At 57.1% G+C, this 15,286-nt stretch carries 14 protein-coding genes, 1 other RNA gene and 2 pseudogenes; 11 read left to right on the top strand and 6 right to left on the bottom strand.

Annotated features, from left to right (window positions below):
* Positions 1-54: 54 nt before the first annotated feature.
* Positions 55-822 (bottom strand): FCD domain-containing protein, encoded by a 768-nt coding sequence (locus HX818_RS01250; RefSeq protein ID WP_003212240.1) that lies wholly within the window; start codon positions 820-822, stop codon positions 55-57.
* Positions 823-1,083: 261 nt separating this feature from the next.
* Between HX818_RS01250 and HX818_RS01245 the strand changes: the two genes are divergently transcribed.
* From HX818_RS01245 to HX818_RS01225, 5 genes are all read left to right on the top strand, one after another.
* Positions 1,084-2,778, top strand: coding sequence for a lactate permease LctP family transporter (locus HX818_RS01245; protein ID WP_177019334.1), 1,695 nt, complete (start codon positions 1,084-1,086; stop codon positions 2,776-2,778).
* Positions 2,779-2,848: 70 nt separating this feature from the next.
* Complete coding sequence (locus tag HX818_RS01240; protein ID WP_177019333.1) at positions 2,849-5,659, top strand: FAD-binding and (Fe-S)-binding domain-containing protein; 2,811 nt, start codon at positions 2,849-2,851, stop codon at positions 5,657-5,659.
* 186 nt (positions 5,660-5,845) lie between these two features.
* Positions 5,846-6,130: a hypothetical protein gene (locus tag HX818_RS01235; protein WP_008436825.1), complete on the top strand. Its 285-nt coding sequence runs from the start codon at positions 5,846-5,848 to the stop codon at positions 6,128-6,130.
* 103 nt (positions 6,131-6,233) lie between these two features.
* Positions 6,234-6,627, top strand: a transfer-messenger RNA (tmRNA) gene (ssrA, locus tag HX818_RS01230).
* 137 nt (positions 6,628-6,764) lie between these two features.
* Positions 6,765-7,250, top strand: coding sequence for a hypothetical protein (locus HX818_RS01225; RefSeq protein ID WP_177019332.1), 486 nt, complete (start codon positions 6,765-6,767; stop codon positions 7,248-7,250).
* 586 nt (positions 7,251-7,836) lie between these two features.
* On the opposite strand, the gene HX818_RS01220 is transcribed toward HX818_RS01225, so the two are convergent.
* Positions 7,837-8,598, bottom strand: coding sequence for a hypothetical protein (locus tag HX818_RS01220; RefSeq protein ID WP_177019331.1), 762 nt, complete (start codon positions 8,596-8,598; stop codon positions 7,837-7,839).
* A 326-nt stretch (positions 8,599-8,924) separates the two neighbouring features.
* Between HX818_RS01220 and HX818_RS01215 the strand changes: the two genes are divergently transcribed.
* On the top strand, positions 8,925-9,077 hold the full coding sequence (locus tag HX818_RS01215; RefSeq protein ID WP_177019330.1) for a hypothetical protein: 153 nt from the start codon (positions 8,925-8,927) through the stop codon (positions 9,075-9,077).
* 105 nt (positions 9,078-9,182) lie between these two features.
* Here HX818_RS01215 and HX818_RS01210 read toward each other — a convergent pair whose 3' ends face one another.
* Together HX818_RS01210 and HX818_RS01205 are read right to left on the bottom strand one after the other, a co-directional pair.
* The gene (locus HX818_RS01210) at positions 9,183-9,692 is read right to left on the bottom strand and encodes a lysis system i-spanin subunit Rz (protein WP_177019329.1); all 510 of its coding nucleotides are present in this window, start codon (positions 9,690-9,692) and stop codon (positions 9,183-9,185) included.
* Positions 9,689-9,940: pseudogene (locus tag HX818_RS01205) on the bottom strand (cell wall hydrolase); the annotation flags it as partial. The pseudogene HX818_RS01205 and the gene HX818_RS01210, both read right to left, overlap by 4 nt.
* On the opposite strand from HX818_RS01205, the pseudogene HX818_RS01200 reads away from it, so the two are divergent.
* Positions 9,938-10,519, top strand: a pseudogene (locus tag HX818_RS01200) (site-specific integrase); the annotation flags it as partial. The pseudogenes HX818_RS01205 and HX818_RS01200 overlap by 3 nt on opposite strands.
* 46 nt (positions 10,520-10,565) lie before the next feature.
* On the opposite strand, the gene HX818_RS01195 reads toward HX818_RS01200, so the two are convergent.
* Together HX818_RS01195 and HX818_RS01190 are read right to left on the bottom strand one after the other, a co-directional pair.
* The gene (locus tag HX818_RS01195) at positions 10,566-11,087 is read right to left on the bottom strand and encodes a hypothetical protein (protein ID WP_177019328.1); all 522 of its coding nucleotides are present in this window, start codon (positions 11,085-11,087) and stop codon (positions 10,566-10,568) included.
* Positions 11,068-11,541 carry a Panacea domain-containing protein gene (locus HX818_RS01190; protein ID WP_177019327.1) on the bottom strand — a complete coding sequence of 158 codons (474 nt, stop codon included), beginning with the start codon at positions 11,539-11,541 and terminating at the stop codon, positions 11,068-11,070. Before HX818_RS01190 ends, HX818_RS01195 begins: the two co-directional genes overlap by 20 nt.
* 717 nt (positions 11,542-12,258) lie before the next feature.
* On the opposite strand from HX818_RS01190, the gene HX818_RS01185 reads away from it, so the two are divergent.
* From HX818_RS01185 to HX818_RS01170, 4 genes are all read left to right on the top strand, one after another.
* Positions 12,259-12,546 carry a DUF6124 family protein gene (locus HX818_RS01185; protein ID WP_177019326.1) on the top strand — a complete coding sequence of 96 codons (288 nt, stop codon included), beginning with the start codon at positions 12,259-12,261 and terminating at the stop codon, positions 12,544-12,546.
* Positions 12,547-12,656: 110 nt separating this feature from the next.
* Positions 12,657-13,166: a hypothetical protein gene (locus HX818_RS01180; RefSeq protein ID WP_102370220.1), complete on the top strand. Its 510-nt coding sequence runs from the start codon at positions 12,657-12,659 to the stop codon at positions 13,164-13,166.
* Positions 13,163-13,711, top strand: coding sequence for a nucleotidyltransferase family protein (locus tag HX818_RS01175; protein ID WP_177019325.1), 549 nt, complete (start codon positions 13,163-13,165; stop codon positions 13,709-13,711). The genes HX818_RS01180 and HX818_RS01175 overlap by 4 nt, the downstream gene beginning before the upstream one ends.
* 111 nt (positions 13,712-13,822) lie before the next feature.
* On the top strand, positions 13,823-15,280 hold the full coding sequence (locus tag HX818_RS01170) for a glycosyltransferase family 39 protein (RefSeq protein WP_177019324.1): 1,458 nt from the start codon (positions 13,823-13,825) through the stop codon (positions 15,278-15,280).
* Positions 15,281-15,286 lie beyond the last annotated feature (6 nt).

Genomic DNA, 15,286 nt, shown 5'->3' with positions numbered 1-15,286 from the left:
TTTCTTGTGACTTGATGTGGCCGAGGGAGCCCGCTCCCTCAGCCAGCACAATTGCTACATTCCTTTGCGCCGCTCCGCCCGAGCCATGCGCTGAACCTCCTGCCGCACTTCCTCCAGCACTTCCTGCACATACAGCAGGTGACGTGTTGAGACTTCCCGTGCCTGCTCGGCACGCCCCTCGATAATCGCCAGGTACAGGTCACGATGCTGATTGATCAGCATGTCCCGAGTCTCCGTACGCTGCTGATACATGCCACCAATGTTGGTCACCACGTTGCGCTTGAGCAGGTCGAACAGGCCGCGAATGGTGTGCAGCAATACCGCGTTATGGCTGGCCTCGGCGATGGCCAGGTGAAACCTCGCATCCGCCGCGCCCTCTTCCGCCCGGCTCACTTCATCCGACCGCGTGTAGCAATCCTGCAACTCCTCGAACGCCGCGGTCAGCCGCTCGCGGTCCACCTCAGTGGCACGCAACGCTGCGTAATACGCGCAAGAGGCCTCCAGGGTCTGACGAAACTCCAGAAGATCACGCTGAGCCTCCGGATTATTTTCCAGCAGATGCAGCAGCGGATCACTGAAGGTTGAACCCAGCGACTCCACCACATAATTGCCACCACCTTGGCGACTGATCAGCAAACCTTTTGCCACCAGCTTCTGGATCGCCTCACGCAACGACGGACGCGACACCCCGAACTGCTCGGCCAGTGCGCGCTCGGCCGGCAAGCGCTCGCCCGACTTCAGCGTGCCCTCAAGGATCATGCCCTCAAGCTGCTCGACGATGTCGTCAGACAAACGGCGCTGACGCACCTGATCAAACCCCATAACTCACTCTCCACCATCCCGACCACTCGCCGGGGCCCCTATTCTGGCCTATCGCCGCGTATCCGGCACCTATCAGAACGCCCTCGTTTAAGCCAATCAGCACCCACCAACCCCGAGCTACGACCAAAGATTCACAAGCGGCAAATTGACACATCCCCCAGAAGGCTTTTAACCTAGCCAACGGTGATTGTAAATTGGTAATACCAATTACCCAAATCATCCAAGCAGTGCCTGACCAACAACAATTAGGGGCCACCCCATATGCAAACCTGGCAACAGCTCTACAGCCCGCTCGGCAGCCTCGGCCTGTCCGCACTGGCCGCCGTCATTCCCATCGTATTTTTCTTCCTGGCCCTGGCGGTGTTTCGCCTCAAAGGCCACGTTGCGGGCAGCATCACCCTGGCACTGTCGATCCTGGTGGCGATCTTTGTCTTCCAGATGCCGGTCGACATGGCGCTCGCCGCCGCCGGTTATGGCTTCGCCTACGGCCTATGGCCCATCGCCTGGATCATCGTCGCCGCCGTATTCCTGTACAAACTGACGGTCAAGAGCGGCCAGTTCGAAATCATCCGCAGCTCCGTGCTGTCGATTACCGACGACCAGCGCCTGCAAGTGCTGCTGATCGGCTTCTGCTTCGGCGCGTTCCTGGAAGGCGCCGCCGGTTTCGGTGCACCGGTGGCGATTACTGCCGCACTGCTGGTAGGCCTGGGTTTCAATCCGCTGTATGCCGCCGGCCTGTGCCTGATTGCCAACACCGCCCCCGTTGCGTTCGGCGCACTGGGGATTCCGATCATCGTGGCCGGGCAAGTGACCGGGATCGACGCGTTCAAGATCGGCGCCATGGCCGGTCGCCAGCTGCCGCTGCTGTCGCTGTTCGTGCCGTTCTGGCTGGTGTTCATGATGGACGGCCTGCGCGGCGTCAAGGAAACCTGGCCTGCCGCGCTGGTTGCGGGCCTGAGCTTCGCCGTTACCCAGTTCTTCACCTCGAACTACATCGGCCCGGAACTGCCGGACATCACCTCGGCCCTGGCCAGCCTGATTTCCCTGACCCTGTTCCTGAAAGTCTGGCAGCCCAAGCGCAGTGCCGGCGCGCAAATCGCTGGCGCAACGTCCGGCACTGCCGTCACTGCCAGCGCCGGTGGCTTTGGCCTGCCTCGCAACACCCTGGCTTCGCCTTACAGCCTGGGGGAAATTTTCAAGGCCTGGTCGCCGTTCCTGATCCTGACCGTGCTGGTCACCATCTGGACCCTCAAGCCGTTCAAGGCGATGTTCGCCGCCGGCGGCGCGATGTACAGCTCGGTATTCAACTTTGCGATCCCGCACCTGGATCAACTGGTGATCAAGGTTGCGCCCATCGTTGCTACGCCAACGGCCATCCCCGCGGTATTCAAGCTTGATCCGATTTCCGCCACCGGCACGGCGATTTTCTTCTCCGCCCTGGTATCGATGCTGGTGCTGAAGATTGATTTCAAAACTGGTCTGACCACCTTGAAAGAAACCTTTTATGAGCTGCGCTGGCCGATCCTGTCCATCGGCATGGTGCTGGCCTTTGCCTTCGTCACCAACTATTCGGGCATGTCATCAACCATGGCCCTGGTGCTGGCGGCTACCGGCGCGGCATTCCCGTTCTTCTCGCCATTCCTTGGCTGGCTCGGGGTATTCCTGACGGGTTCAGATACTTCATCCAACGCACTGTTCAGCTCGCTGCAAGCCACCACCGCGCACCAGATCGGCGTCAACGACACCTTGCTGGTAGCGGCGAACACCAGCGGCGGCGTGACCGGCAAGATGATCTCACCGCAGTCGATTGCCGTGGCATGCGCCGCCACTGGCCTGGTGGGCAAGGAATCCGACCTGTTCCGCTTTACCCTCAAGCACAGCCTGTTTTTCGCGACGATCGTCGGGCTGATCACCTTGGCCCAGGCTTACTGGTTCACCGGTATGCTGGTGCACTAAGACCTGCACGCGATAGGGTAAGAACCGACGCCGGGCAGCGATTCCGGCGTCAGCTATTTCTGGAGGACCGATGAGCCTGCCTGCTGCTTTTCTGAGCGACGCCGCACAACTGATCCCGAAAGATCGTCGTTTCGACGATCCACTTTCCACCCTCGCCTTCGGCACCGACGCCAGCTTTTACCGACTGATCCCACAACTGGTGATCCGGGTTGAATCGGAAGATGAAGTGGTGGCGCTGCTGCAACTGGCCCAGCGCGACCGCGTGCCGGTGACCTTTCGTGCGGCGGGCACCAGCCTTTCCGGACAGGCCATCAGCGACTCGGTACTGATCGTGCTGGGGGACAATTGGAACGGACGCGAGATTCGCGGCCAGGGCACACAAATCCGCTTGCAGCCCGGCGTGATCGGGGCGCAGGCCAACGCCTGGCTGGCGCCATTCGGGCGCAAAATCGGTCCGGATCCGGCGTCGATCAATGCCTGCAAAATTGGCGGCATCGTCGCCAACAATGCCAGCGGCATGTGCTGCGGCACGGCGCAGAATACCTATCACACCCTGGCGGGCATTCGCTTGGTACTGGCCGACGGCAGCCGCCTGGACACGGAAGATCCGGCCAGTGTTGCGGCCTTTCGCCAACGTCACGGCGACCTGCTTGAACGCCTGGCAACCCTGGGTCGCGAAACCCGGGCAAACGCTGAGCTGGCTGCAAAAATCCGCCACAAATACCGTCTGAAAAACACCACCGGCTTGTCACTCAACGCCCTGGTGGATTTCGACGAGCCACTGGATATCCTCAGCCATTTGCTGGTCGGCTCCGAAGGCACCCTGGGCTTTATCAGCGCAGTGACCTACGACACGGTGATCGACCACCCGAACAAAGCCTCGGCCCTGATCGTGTTCCCGGATGTGGAAACCTGCTGCAACGCGGTGACCGTACTCAAAACCCAACCTGTTTCAGCGGTTGAACTACTGGACCGCCGCAGCATGCGTTCGGTGCAGGACAAACCCGGCATGCCGGCTTTCGTACAGCAGCTATCGGAAAATGCCTGCGCCCTGCTGATCGAATCCCGCGCCGCCTCGCCCTCGCTGCTGCATGAGCAACTGGCACTGATCATGGCTTCCCTGGCCAGCTTCCCAGTGGAGAAACAAGTCGACTTCACCGAAGACCCGGTGGAAAACGCGCGCCTGTGGGCGATCCGCAAAGACACCTTCCCCGCCGTAGGCGCCGTGCGCAAAACCGGCACCACCGTGATTATCGAAGACGTGACCTTCCCGGTGGAACAACTGGCCATCGGCGTCAATCGCCTGATCGAGCTGTTCGACAAACATCACTACGACGAAGCGATCCTTTTCGGACACGCCCTGGAAGGCAATCTGCACTTTGTGTTCACCCAAGGCTTCAACAGCGCGCAAGAAGTCGCACGCTACCAGGCGTTCATGGACGACGTCGCCCAGTTGGTGGCCGTGGAGTTTGGCGGCTCGCTGAAGGCCGAGCACGGTACCGGTCGCAACATGGCGCCCTTTGTCGAACTGGAATGGGGCAGCGATGCCTACCAGTTGATGTGGCAACTCAAGCGTCTGCTCGACCCCAACGGCATTCTTAACCCGGACGTGGTGCTCAGCGAAGACCCGCAAATCCACCTCAAGCACCTCAAGCCACTGCCCGCTGCCGACGAGCTTGTGGATAAGTGCATCGAGTGCGGCTTCTGCGAACCGGTTTGCCCGTCGAAAGGACTGACCCTGAGCCCGCGCCAGCGCATTGTGATCTGGCGCGATATCCAGGCCAGGAAACGCGCCGGTATCGACACCACTGAACTGGAAGCGACCTATCAATACCAGGGCATCGACACCTGCGCGGCCACCGGGCTTTGTGCTCAGCGCTGCCCCGTGGGAATCAATACCGGCAACCTGGTGAAAAAGCTGCGCGGCCGCGACGCCGACCGTACGAAAACCGCCGAATGGTTGTCCACGCATTTCGCCACAGCACTGCAAGGTGCGCGCTTCACCCTGCACGTAGCCAACGGCGCGCGCATGCTGCTGGGCGCGCCGCGACTGGCGAAGCTCTCGGCCACGGTGACCCGCCTGTCCAAGGGGCAAATCCCCCAGTGGACCAACGCCATGCCGCAACCGGAAAAGGCCATTCGCTTCAGCCCCGCCGTGAGCGATGAGCGACCCCGCGTGGTGTACCTCGCTGCCTGCGTATCACGCGCGATGGGCCCGGCAGCCGGCGACCACGAGCAGATGTCGCTGTACGACAAAACCCGCAACCTGCTGGAAAAAGCCGGTTACCAGGTAGTCTTCCCCGACAATCAGGACAACCTCTGCTGCGGCCAACCATTCGCATCCAAGGGCTACGCCGAACAAGCCGAACACAAACGCCAGGAACTGATCGGCGCCCTGCTCCACGCCAGCCGTGGCGGCCTCGACCCGATCTACTGCGACACCAGCCCGTGCACCCTGCGCCTGGTCCAGGACCTGGCCGAAACCCGTCTCGACCTCTACGACCCGGTACGCTTTATCCGCACGCACCTGATGGACCGCCTCGACTTCACCCCCCAGGAAGCCCCGATCGCCGTGCATGTCACCTGCAGTACCCAACACCTGGGAGAGAGCCAGGCGCTGATCGACCTGGCCAGGCGTTGCAGCAAAAACGTGGTGATCCCTGAAGGCATTCATTGTTGTGGTTTTGCCGGCGACAGAGGCTTTACCACGCCCGAACTGAATGCCCACTCGCTACGCAGCCTGAAGGACGCGGTGCAGTATTGCAGCGAGGGCATCTCCACCAGCCGTACGTGTGAGATTGGCCTGACACAACACGGTGGAATTGATTACCACGGCCTGGTGTACCTGGTGGATCGAGTAACCCAGGCGCGCGCCCACTAGGGCCGCCCTCTTTGGGTGCAAAACCTAATGATTTCGGGGTTTTTCGACTAATCCAGCGACAAAACAGAACCCCTGCGCGCCGGCGTAGTCATCTGCATAGGCCTCGACAAACGAGGCTCATCAGTGACCTCGCTGGCTGCACGGAAAACCGGCAGCATCGAGCCCTATTTGCACAAGGAGATACCCATGAAGCGTTCCGCTCTTGCTGGTTTGTTCATTACCGCTGCGATGCTGGCGTCCCCCGCGTTTGCGGCCGGAACAAAAGACGATCTGTGCCAAATCAACCTGGACAAAATCAACAACGGTAAAGCGTTGCTCGCCACCGACACCAGCGGCAAATCTGGCGAAATCGACACCGCCGTTTCCCAAGCCAAGGCAGCCCATGCGGCAGGCGATGACAAGAAATGCATCGAGATCACCTCCAAGGCCCTGCAAAGCCTGCAAGACTCGGACAAAGGCGGCAATCAGTAACTCGCTGATTGCCCGAGGCCAACCTTCGGGTTGGCCTTCTGTGGCCGATTGACGTACACTGCACAGGCTTGTCACTCACTAAGAAACAACGAGTTACAAGCACGGGGCCGTTTAGGATTCGACGCCGGTTGCGAAACTTTAGGTGCATGCCGAGTTGGTAACAGAACTCGTAAATCCACTGTTGCAACTTCTTATAGTTGCCAATGACGAAACCTACGGGGAATACGCTCTCGCTGCGTAAGCAGCCTTAGCCCTTCCCTCCTGGTACCTTCGGGTCCAGCAATCATCAGGGGATGTCTGTAAACCCAAAGTGATTGTCATATAGAACAGAATCGCCGTGCAGTACGTTGTGGACGAAGCGGCTAAAACTTACACAACTCGCCCAAAGCACCCTGCCCTTCGGGTCGCTGAGGGTTAACTTAATAGAAACGGCTACGCATGTAGTACCGACAGCGGAGTACTGGCGGACGGGGGTTCAAATCCCCCCGGCTCCACCAAATAAGCTATACAAATCAGGCACTTAGCGTTTATCGCAAGTGCCTTTTTTGTGCCTGAATGGGTGGTTTTGGCTCGGTTATGCCAGCTTAATGACAGCCTTAACGTCGGCCGTATACATCACCGCATGGATCCGAAAATGGCAGAGCAACACGAATCAGCTTCTGACGGTAAACCGGAATACTCGGCAGAGCTCAACGAGCTCATTCAGAAACACAACGAGTCCCAGCAAGCTACCGTTGGGAGGGCTCAAGATCTGGTAAAAATGTTGCTCTTAACGAGCGGGGGTGCGCTTGCGGTATGCGCAAATTTTTTCTCGGCAAAGGTAAACATACCTCTGCAGGCTGTGTTGCCGATCCAATTTGCCTGGGCGACACTGTCAATCGCCATCGTTTTGTTCGGCACCGTTTTGCTATTGATGCTAGCGCGGGATTATTTTTTTGGCGAGATTCAAGGCGGCATCATCGAAGCGGCCTTGCACAAGGTAGATAGCGAGGAAAAACCGATGTCCCCGCACTGGGATCTTTGGATATGGGCGCCGGGATTACTCGGATTTGTGGCCTTTATCATCGGAATGGGAAGTTTCACGCTTTCGGCTTGTCTATTTTTGTCGGCAAATAATTGATCTCGCAAATCCGATAATGCAGCAGTATGGGCTGGAACAGTGCATAAGCCACGTGATACGTGGCTTTCAGCATTTCACTGTCTAAAACCATACCGTAATTTAGGCGCGTTTTAGGTCAGTGAATTCGCGGTAGGCGGGGTTAGTTTTAGACAGATATCAGCCCCTTTTTTACACGGTTTTGCCGTCAATCCTCACGATGGCGGTGCTTGTGTCAGAGTTCGGAATCCGCACCTCCACCCGCTTACCCGATTCGGTAGTCACCGTAATGACCACGCTCGTGGGAGGCGGTCGCAGATCATCACCGCATATCAGTTCTACAACGTCCTCGCCTGACGCACTCTCGCCGAGCGTATCCCACAAATCGCCGTTAACGAGTGGTGCCGTTACTTTGATTGACATCCCGTACTCCCGCTTGGTTAGGTTTGCAGTCTGACGCTACCAGATGCGCAGGAAATATTCCTGCGTCATACCAGGGAAAGCTAGAAGCTGGCTTTTTGGTCTGGGGGTTTTAAAGGGCTTCAGGGGGCATCGCCCCCCCCTGAAATCCCCTAAAAAACGCAGGAATGGTACAAAAAGTGGTACGAGATTACCTTATGAGTTTGAACATTATGGACGGGTGATTCATAAAGGCCTCGCGTCCGTGCTCAATCATGTTAGACGCTTGAAAAGAATCTTCAAAATTAACGCAATTAGCAATTACAACGGAATCGTCACCTACATAAATTCCAGCAGCTTCTGAATACCTTTTTTCCGAGACATTCGTATGTATATTTGCTACCAAGCCATCAAAATAAAATCGGTAGCTATTTAGCATTAATGGTCCATTACCTGCGCCAGCATCTAAGGGAGTCGACATTTTTAGCGGCCCTAGATTGTGCCGCGCCCCGCGGGTAACCATCTGAGTCAGGTGTACTGGAAAAAAACTCAAAGGAAAAGGATTCATATTTAAAACCATCAACCTAAGCTTCTCCAACTCAGAATACTGCAGTTCAATATCTGCGTATTGCGGCATGTCAGAGGCTGCAGCCCTCCAAAGCAAACTTAGAAAAAACACTCGTAACTTCAGGACTTCCAAACCAGGAACCAAGCGGACTAGTTGCTCGGTTCCCGGATACGGAATTATATTATCCTTGATTTCCGCTTCTTCTCCCCACCCACTCCAAACTAAGCGCGCTTTGCGGAGCTCGGTCGCAGCAAAGCTGTCCAAGTCGGCGAGAATATCTTCCCCTGCGCGAGTGACCAGTTCACGGTCATACCAACTGGTCGGCCTCCTGGTTGGCCGACCTCCGGGCGCTCCATCGATAAAATAGCACCCATTACTCGGGGCGGAGAACGCTTGGGGAATCATGTGTGATTTCACAAACTTCCCGGATTTCAATGTCAGCTTGCATGTCCCTATAGTCACGATCTGCCTCCGGCACTGGGTGACGGTTAGGGTGCCCTAATTTCTTCTGCGCGGCAAAATGACACCATGAAAAATCTATGGTAGTTTTTTCGCCTCTCTGGACATCAGCCACACGACCATTTCAGGTCGCTGTGCATCCGACCAGTTGGGTAGCTGCCACCGACCTCCTGGAAACACCGTGCGAGCGGAAAAAGGAAATAGGCAGAGATAGTCTGAACCTCCTTGCCAACTGCAATATGAGACCGGGAGAACAGCTAGGGAGGATTGCCATGCGCATTTCTGAACAGGCTGGTTCAGCAGCTTTACACCTTCGCCTCACGGCGTTAGGCAGCTTCGTCGGAGTGCTTTGCGCTTCTGGTGTCGCCCCGGTAATCGCTGTTGTGCTGGGGTTAATTGCTGCTGCTGTTTTAAACAGGGTGTAAAGCTAGGGTGGTCATGGACGCGAACGTGACCACTCGAACCTTGTCCAGCCTCTTCCGGCGATCTGCCGAACCAGCCATGCTAATTTTTTCGCCCTCGAATGTAGGTCAATGCGTTAGCGCCCTGACATACGCCTGGCAGGCCTGCAGCGCGATCAGTCCCCGGTCGCCTTCGTCGGTGATGGCGATAATTCGTTGAGCATGCGCTGGGTCAAGTTGGGCTCGACGGGTTGCATGAACCACGCCGACGGAGTCGGGGGCGGTAGGCACTCGGCAATCACGGGCTGAATCTGTGGCGTCGAGAAGGACTGACAACCGTACATCAGCAGTAGCAAGGCGGTCGCGCAGGCGGGCCTGGTCACGTTGGGCATCGGAAAGCTCTCGGGTGTGTTGTTGATCTTGGGCATTCAGTTGATGTTCCAGGGCCTGGCGCTTGCCCTGCTCGACCTGCTGTTGTCGTAATGCGGCCTGGGACAGTTGATTCGCCGCCTCTGCGTGCAGCGCTGCCTGGCGCTCGAGCACGCTTGTATAACGCCAGTCCTGCACCTGCCAGGCCGCCCCGAAGGCGCTCAGCAGCGCCACCAGCAGGCCGAGCAGGTTCTGCACAGCCACCCTCATGGCACATCCCTGAAGAAGACGTGACGCCCGAGGCGCAATGTCTGCTTGGCTTTCGCCGCCCAGGCCGGAGGCTTCGCCATGGTCGTCGCGTAGTAATGCGTTGCGCCCCCCGTGGGGTCCGGTACCGAGCCCGTCATCACCTGGTCGGCCACGATCTGCGCCTCGGCAAGCTCCCGGAACGGAATCTGCTTGGCGCCACTGAGGTAGGCATAGTTCGGATCATTCCTGTTCCAGCAACTGAACTGGTATCCGGACAGGCGCGCAACATGATGCAGTTCGCACTATGGACCGGCCTTCGAACCAGTGAGCTGGTGGCTCTGGACTGGGGCGATATCGATTGGCTGCGCGAAGAGATCATGGTGAGCCGGGCGATGACTCAGGCCGGCAAGGGTAAGGCAGAGACCACGAAGACTGCCGCCGGGCGCAGGAGCGTGAAGCTGCTCCGGCCGGCATTGGAGGCATTGAAGGCGCAAAAGGCACATACCTTTTTGGCTGACGCCGAAGTCTTCCAGAATCCACGCACGCTTGAGCGCTGGACTGGCGATGGGCCGATCCGAAAAACGATGTGGGTGCCGGCGATGAAGAAGGCTGGCGTCAGATATCGAAGGCCATATCAGACCAGGCATACCTACGCTTCGATGATGCTCTCAGCCGGAGAGCATCCGATGTGGGTGGCCAAACAGATGGGGCACACTGACTGGACTATGATTGCGAGGGTATATGGACGATGGATGCCATCGGCCGATGACGAAGCAGGCGGCAAGGCAGAAAAAGCTTTCGCTAGTGTTGAGATCTATCAGACAGCGCTTCTGCTCAAAAAGTACTAACTGAAGCCCATTAAGCTGTGAACACCAAGTGTTCGACCATTGAAAACTAAGTCGACTTTTTCTCAGTTTTTTCCGGATCTGCTTCTTCCTTTTTAGGCTTCCCAAACAACCAATAGGCAGCGATACCGTACAACCCTAAAACCGTGGCAGTGGTAGAAGTTATGAATGCCACCGCGACGGTATCGGAGAGGTGAAACTTAATGTAGTCCAGCCCGGAAAAAATAGGAGTAAACCACTGTCCAAAACCTTGAAACAAAACAACTATCCAAACAACAACAATCCAAACAATCGTTAATCCAAATAGTCGGCTTGAGTGTTTTTTTCGGAGTTTATGAAGCTGGCGGCGCTCCTTTAGCTGATGTTCCAGCTCCTCCACTTTAGCCATCAGCGTTCTATAACGGATAAAGTCCAGTGGTTGGCCAAAAGTATCATCGCCAGCGGACTCCGCGCGCGAACCGCCCTGTAGAAGCTCTTCCTCAGGAGAAAACTCTAGTTCTAGGGGTGGCAGAGGATCCTGTACATATGTAGTGTCAGGACCCTCTTGGGGCTCATCCGGCGCTGGTGGCATGCTTCCGCTTTACTCTTCCTTGATAATACTCACGAATAACATCGTTGGGGATGTCGTCATATTTACACTTTTCCCAAACCTTACTCCACGGGCTTCCTACTTGGTGAGTAATGTTAGAAAGCGTCCAAGCATCATAAGTTTTGTAGGCTTCCCAAACACTCCGAATTGCCTGGAATTCAGTTCCGTCTGGGTCGAGCGTTCGCTCCTCTGGCGCAATTACGGGGCTGACGGCTCCTTTCCCAAAATTTCGAAGCTTTTCGTAAAGTGTCGGAATAACAGGGCCAAAATCCCACGCCCTAATTGGCTCCTCAATTAGAGGACAGCCGTCATACGCGGCGAGATGCACGCCGTGCGCAAAGAAGACAAGCTTCTGAAGCTTCATATTCGTGAGAACACGCCCCTCATGGGCAGCCAGGTCAAGGAAAGCCTGAGCTACAGCTGTTGCCGTTGTCATAAATGCCCCCCTGTCATTGTTAGCATCTTGCTAAGTAAAAATGAGGCGTGAGTCTGCCGAAGTCAAGGGGCAAAGTCAATTTATCCTTGACACGCGCAGCATGCCTCGTTCCTGTACAAATCATAACGAATTACTGTATAGACAACCAGTTAAATTTAGGGTTCACGAGCACACTCTATTGCTCGCTGGCCACCCCCAGAAAAATAGCCAGCCGACACAGTGAGCCCCCTCAACAATGCTTTTTGTAATGACAGCAAAATGGCAGCTTGAAGGCTGAAAGCCTTGTAATTCAAGCAATGGACGCGGGTTCAAATCCCCCCGGCTCCACCAAATACGAAGCACCACCAAAACCCGCCTCGTGCGGGTTTTGCTGTTCTGGGCTCCTGAAAACACACCGCCGATGGAACCTTCGGATTTTTCCCGCAAGACATCGCGCCCTTGGTGAACTGGTGCTCATCAATCGACACGACTAGCCTTGAAACGTCGCTGCAAAATCAGCGACCGGGTTTAGCAGCTCGGTTAATATCAAGGCATGCAATGCCACCATCCGTTCAAGCGAGCATCCGCGTTCGCTAGTCCGCGTTATGGCGGCTGTGCGTGGGGCACTTTCGAGTGCGCTGGGTTCCTTGATTCCTGGTCTGCTAACCCGCGTACAGTCGCCACCCTTTTCGTTTAGCAGCGATGTCTGGCGACTCCACCAATCAAGGAGTTGCAGTCATGAAAAAGCACAGCCCCAACCCTCCATGCCCCAGCCAATCCGGCACGGATATCTTCTGTATCGCCCAAAACATCGACCCCGAAACCCTGCTCGTACAGGCCTGCGAAACCCTCGCCTCACTGAACGCGATCACTACCGACCTGGCTTTCGAGTTCGATGGCGCCTTTCGCCATAAACTCCTCGCCACCCAGCAATTGAGCGTCCTCGGTGAGTTGCTGGTGACGCGCGCACTGGACATTCTTGTGCCAACGGCAGATTCAGAAGCTACGGGAAGGTCCGTTTCCTGACAGGAAACATGACGATCCGTTTGAGCGCCCCATAAGTAAGAAAAAGGTGAGGGTCTATTTTCTTTTAAGATAAACCCCACCTTTGTTGAAACATAAGGATGTGTGCCGCAGTGAACAAGAATTCCTACGCCTACCTGATACCTGTCGTGCTGGGCGTACAGCTTCTGTTGGCCGTGCTGTTTATATGGCAGTTCAGCATCTCACCGGCCATCCACTTCAAACCGGTCGCGGAGAAAGCCTGTTTATCCGTATCTCTCGTCCTGACCCTGGCTGCGTCCGTGATTGTCTGGCGGGTAAGAAAACCTCAGCTGCGGCTCGAAAAAAAATGGACCCTGCTTAAGGCGTTTGCCGGGATGTTCATCCTATGCACGCTGTTCTCGGTGACGCTGTTTTCGTTGGCCATTTTATGTTCGGGCGGCACCCGCAGCAGCTATACGGCTCACTACGAATATTCGTCGGGCGGCAGTAAAAGCTGCAGCGGAATCACGGTCTTCGATGCTGAGCTGAATAATACGATTAAAATCTGCCGCCCCACGTGGATCGGTTATCGCGATGAAGTGAGGGTGGTGAAAGTCAGCAATGACCTGGGGATCGTTGTGAAAGAGGCCGTTATCCTTTGAGCGAGAAAGCCCTCCAGACCCTGATCAGCAGCGATGCCCAACGCTGGCACCTACTGGACATCGTCCGCTCCCTCGCCCTCCCCGACTGCTGGATCGGCGCCGGCTTCGTACGTAACGCCGTATGGGATCACCTCCACGGTCGCCCCCAATCACCACTGACCGGTGACGTCGACGTACTGTGGTTCGACGCCACCTGCACCAGCCCCGACGAAGACCGCCGCCTCGAAGCCCTCTTACACGCAGCAGAACCCTCCATCGACTGGTCCGTCAAAAACCAGGCCCGCATGCACCTGCGAAACGGCGATGCACCTTACCGCAACGCCAGCGATGCCATGCGCTTCTGGCCAGAGACCGCCACCGCAGTAGCCGTCAGAAGAACCGCAGAAGACCTATGCGAAGTTTCAGCCCCTCTCGGCCTGGAGGACCTGTTCAATCTCCAACTCAAACCCACGCCCCGCTTCACCCAGGAAAAACACGCCATCTACCAACAACGCATCACCTCCAAAGGCTGGCTAACCCACTGGCCACTGCTGAAACAACCCTGACCCCACAAAAACCTCACATTCATTCACGAATTATTAAGAATCGCCCTCGTATACTCACCGATCGCCCGGACTGTTCCCCCGAACGGCCCCCTGCCCCGGTAGCTAGAATCCATGACGCGTTCCGCTCCTCTGCTGCTCCTGCTCGCTGCGCTGTTGTTCTTCTTCTCCCTTGGCAATCACGAGTTGCAAGGCTCGACCGAGGCCCGTGTGGCCGGGATCGCCATGGCCATGCACCTGGATAACGATTGGGTGGTGCCGCGACTGTTCCGTGAACCCTTCCTGGAAAAACCGCCGCTGAGCCTGTGGCTCGACGCCGGGGCGATTCGCCTGTTTGGCGGTACCACTTGGGCAGTGCGCCTGGCGTCGGCATTTGCCGGGCTGTTCAGCGTGATGCTGCTGTACGGGATGCTGCGCAAGTTTGGCCGGCCCAAGACGCTGGCGTTTGTCGCGGGCCTGATGCTGGCGACCATGGCCAGTTACTGGAGCAACGTGCGCGGTGTGGGTGAGGACTCGCTGCTCACCCTTGGTGTCACCATGGCCCTGCTGGCGTTCTATCAGGCCGCTCGGCCCGCGTCGGAGCGTGACAGTTCCAACCTGGGCACCTGGTTGCTGTTCACCCTCGGGATGGTGATCGCCACCTTGAGCAAAGGGGTTCTGGGCCTGGCCATGCCGGGTGTGGTGATCTTCGTCTATCTGGCCAGCACCAGCCTGATGGACAAACAATTCAAGCTGGGCGACTGGATCAAGCCCGGGCTGTTCACGCTGCTGGCGCTGGTGCCGCTGATGATCTGGCTGGGTTTCCTGTACCAGCGCGACGGGTTGCAGGGGGTACGTGAAGTGCTGCTGACCAACAGTGTCGGGCGCTTCAGCGGTTCGTTTGTCGAAGCCGGTCACTACGAGCCGTTCTATTACTACATCGTCAAACTGCCCGAAGCCTTTTTGCCCTGGAACATCCTGGTGTACCTGGGGCTGTGGCACTTCCGCAAAAGCCTGGTGCGTAACCGCTACCGGCTGTTTTTCAGCATATGGCTGGTGGCGCAGTTCACCCTGCTGACGTTCGCCTCCAGCAAGCGCACGGTTTACCTGATGGCCTTGACGCCCGCCGCTGCGGTGCTGGCCGCCGAGTATGGCGGCGTGCTGCTGGGCTGGCTGAAAAGTCGTGGGCAGGTTTCACACGTTGCCGAACACGTTTATGAAAACCGACGGGGTCTGGTAGGTGGCTTCTTCACCGTGGTGGTGGCCTGCTACCTGATTGCGGCTTTCTGGTTCGCGCCCAAGGCCGATGTGCGCCAGTCGTTTGTGCCGGTGATCAGCCAGATCCAGGCGATGCAGGCGCAGGGCAAAGAGGTGGTGCTGTATCAAGCCAACGAGCGAATCGCCGGGGCCGGGGTGTTTTACATGCAGGGTTATTTGACGATTCTGCAAACGCCGGAAGAACTCAAAAGCTACCTCGCGGCCAAGCCCGGCAACGTGGCCCTGGTGGACAATACTGACCGGCTGAACGTCCCGGTGACGGTGGTCAAGGAGATGGCGATCAACCGTCAGCCGTACTATTTCGTCGAGCAGTAGGGCCTG

Source organism: Pseudomonas sp. F9001 (assembly GCF_013385435.1).
GTDB lineage: Bacteria > Pseudomonadota > Gammaproteobacteria > Pseudomonadales > Pseudomonadaceae > Aquipseudomonas.
This window is presented reverse-complemented; position numbering and strand designations above follow the sequence as displayed.

Bases quoted from the DNA above. Each gene is read 5' to 3' on its own strand.
- HX818_RS01250 (WP_003212240.1), bottom strand. From the start codon at position 822: ATGGGGTTTGATCAGGTGCGTCAGCGCCGTTTGTCTGACGACATCGTC.
- HX818_RS01245 (WP_177019334.1), top strand. From the start codon at position 1,084: ATGCAAACCTGGCAACAGCTCTACAGCCCGCTCGGCAGCCTCGGCCTG.
- HX818_RS01240 (WP_177019333.1), top strand. From the start codon at position 2,849: ATGAGCCTGCCTGCTGCTTTTCTGAGCGACGCCGCACAACTGATCCCG.
- HX818_RS01235 (WP_008436825.1), top strand. From the start codon at position 5,846: ATGAAGCGTTCCGCTCTTGCTGGTTTGTTCATTACCGCTGCGATGCTG.
- HX818_RS01225 (WP_177019332.1), top strand. From the start codon at position 6,765: ATGGCAGAGCAACACGAATCAGCTTCTGACGGTAAACCGGAATACTCG.
- HX818_RS01220 (WP_177019331.1), bottom strand. From the start codon at position 8,598: ATGATTCCCCAAGCGTTCTCCGCCCCGAGTAATGGGTGCTATTTTATC.
- HX818_RS01215 (WP_177019330.1), top strand. From the start codon at position 8,925: ATGCGCATTTCTGAACAGGCTGGTTCAGCAGCTTTACACCTTCGCCTC.
- HX818_RS01210 (WP_177019329.1), bottom strand. From the start codon at position 9,692: ATGAGGGTGGCTGTGCAGAACCTGCTCGGCCTGCTGGTGGCGCTGCTG.
- HX818_RS01195 (WP_177019328.1), bottom strand. From the start codon at position 11,087: ATGCCACCAGCGCCGGATGAGCCCCAAGAGGGTCCTGACACTACATAT.
- HX818_RS01190 (WP_177019327.1), bottom strand. From the start codon at position 11,541: ATGACAACGGCAACAGCTGTAGCTCAGGCTTTCCTTGACCTGGCTGCC.
- HX818_RS01185 (WP_177019326.1), top strand. From the start codon at position 12,259: ATGAAAAAGCACAGCCCCAACCCTCCATGCCCCAGCCAATCCGGCACG.
- HX818_RS01170 (WP_177019324.1), top strand. From the start codon at position 13,823: ATGACGCGTTCCGCTCCTCTGCTGCTCCTGCTCGCTGCGCTGTTGTTC.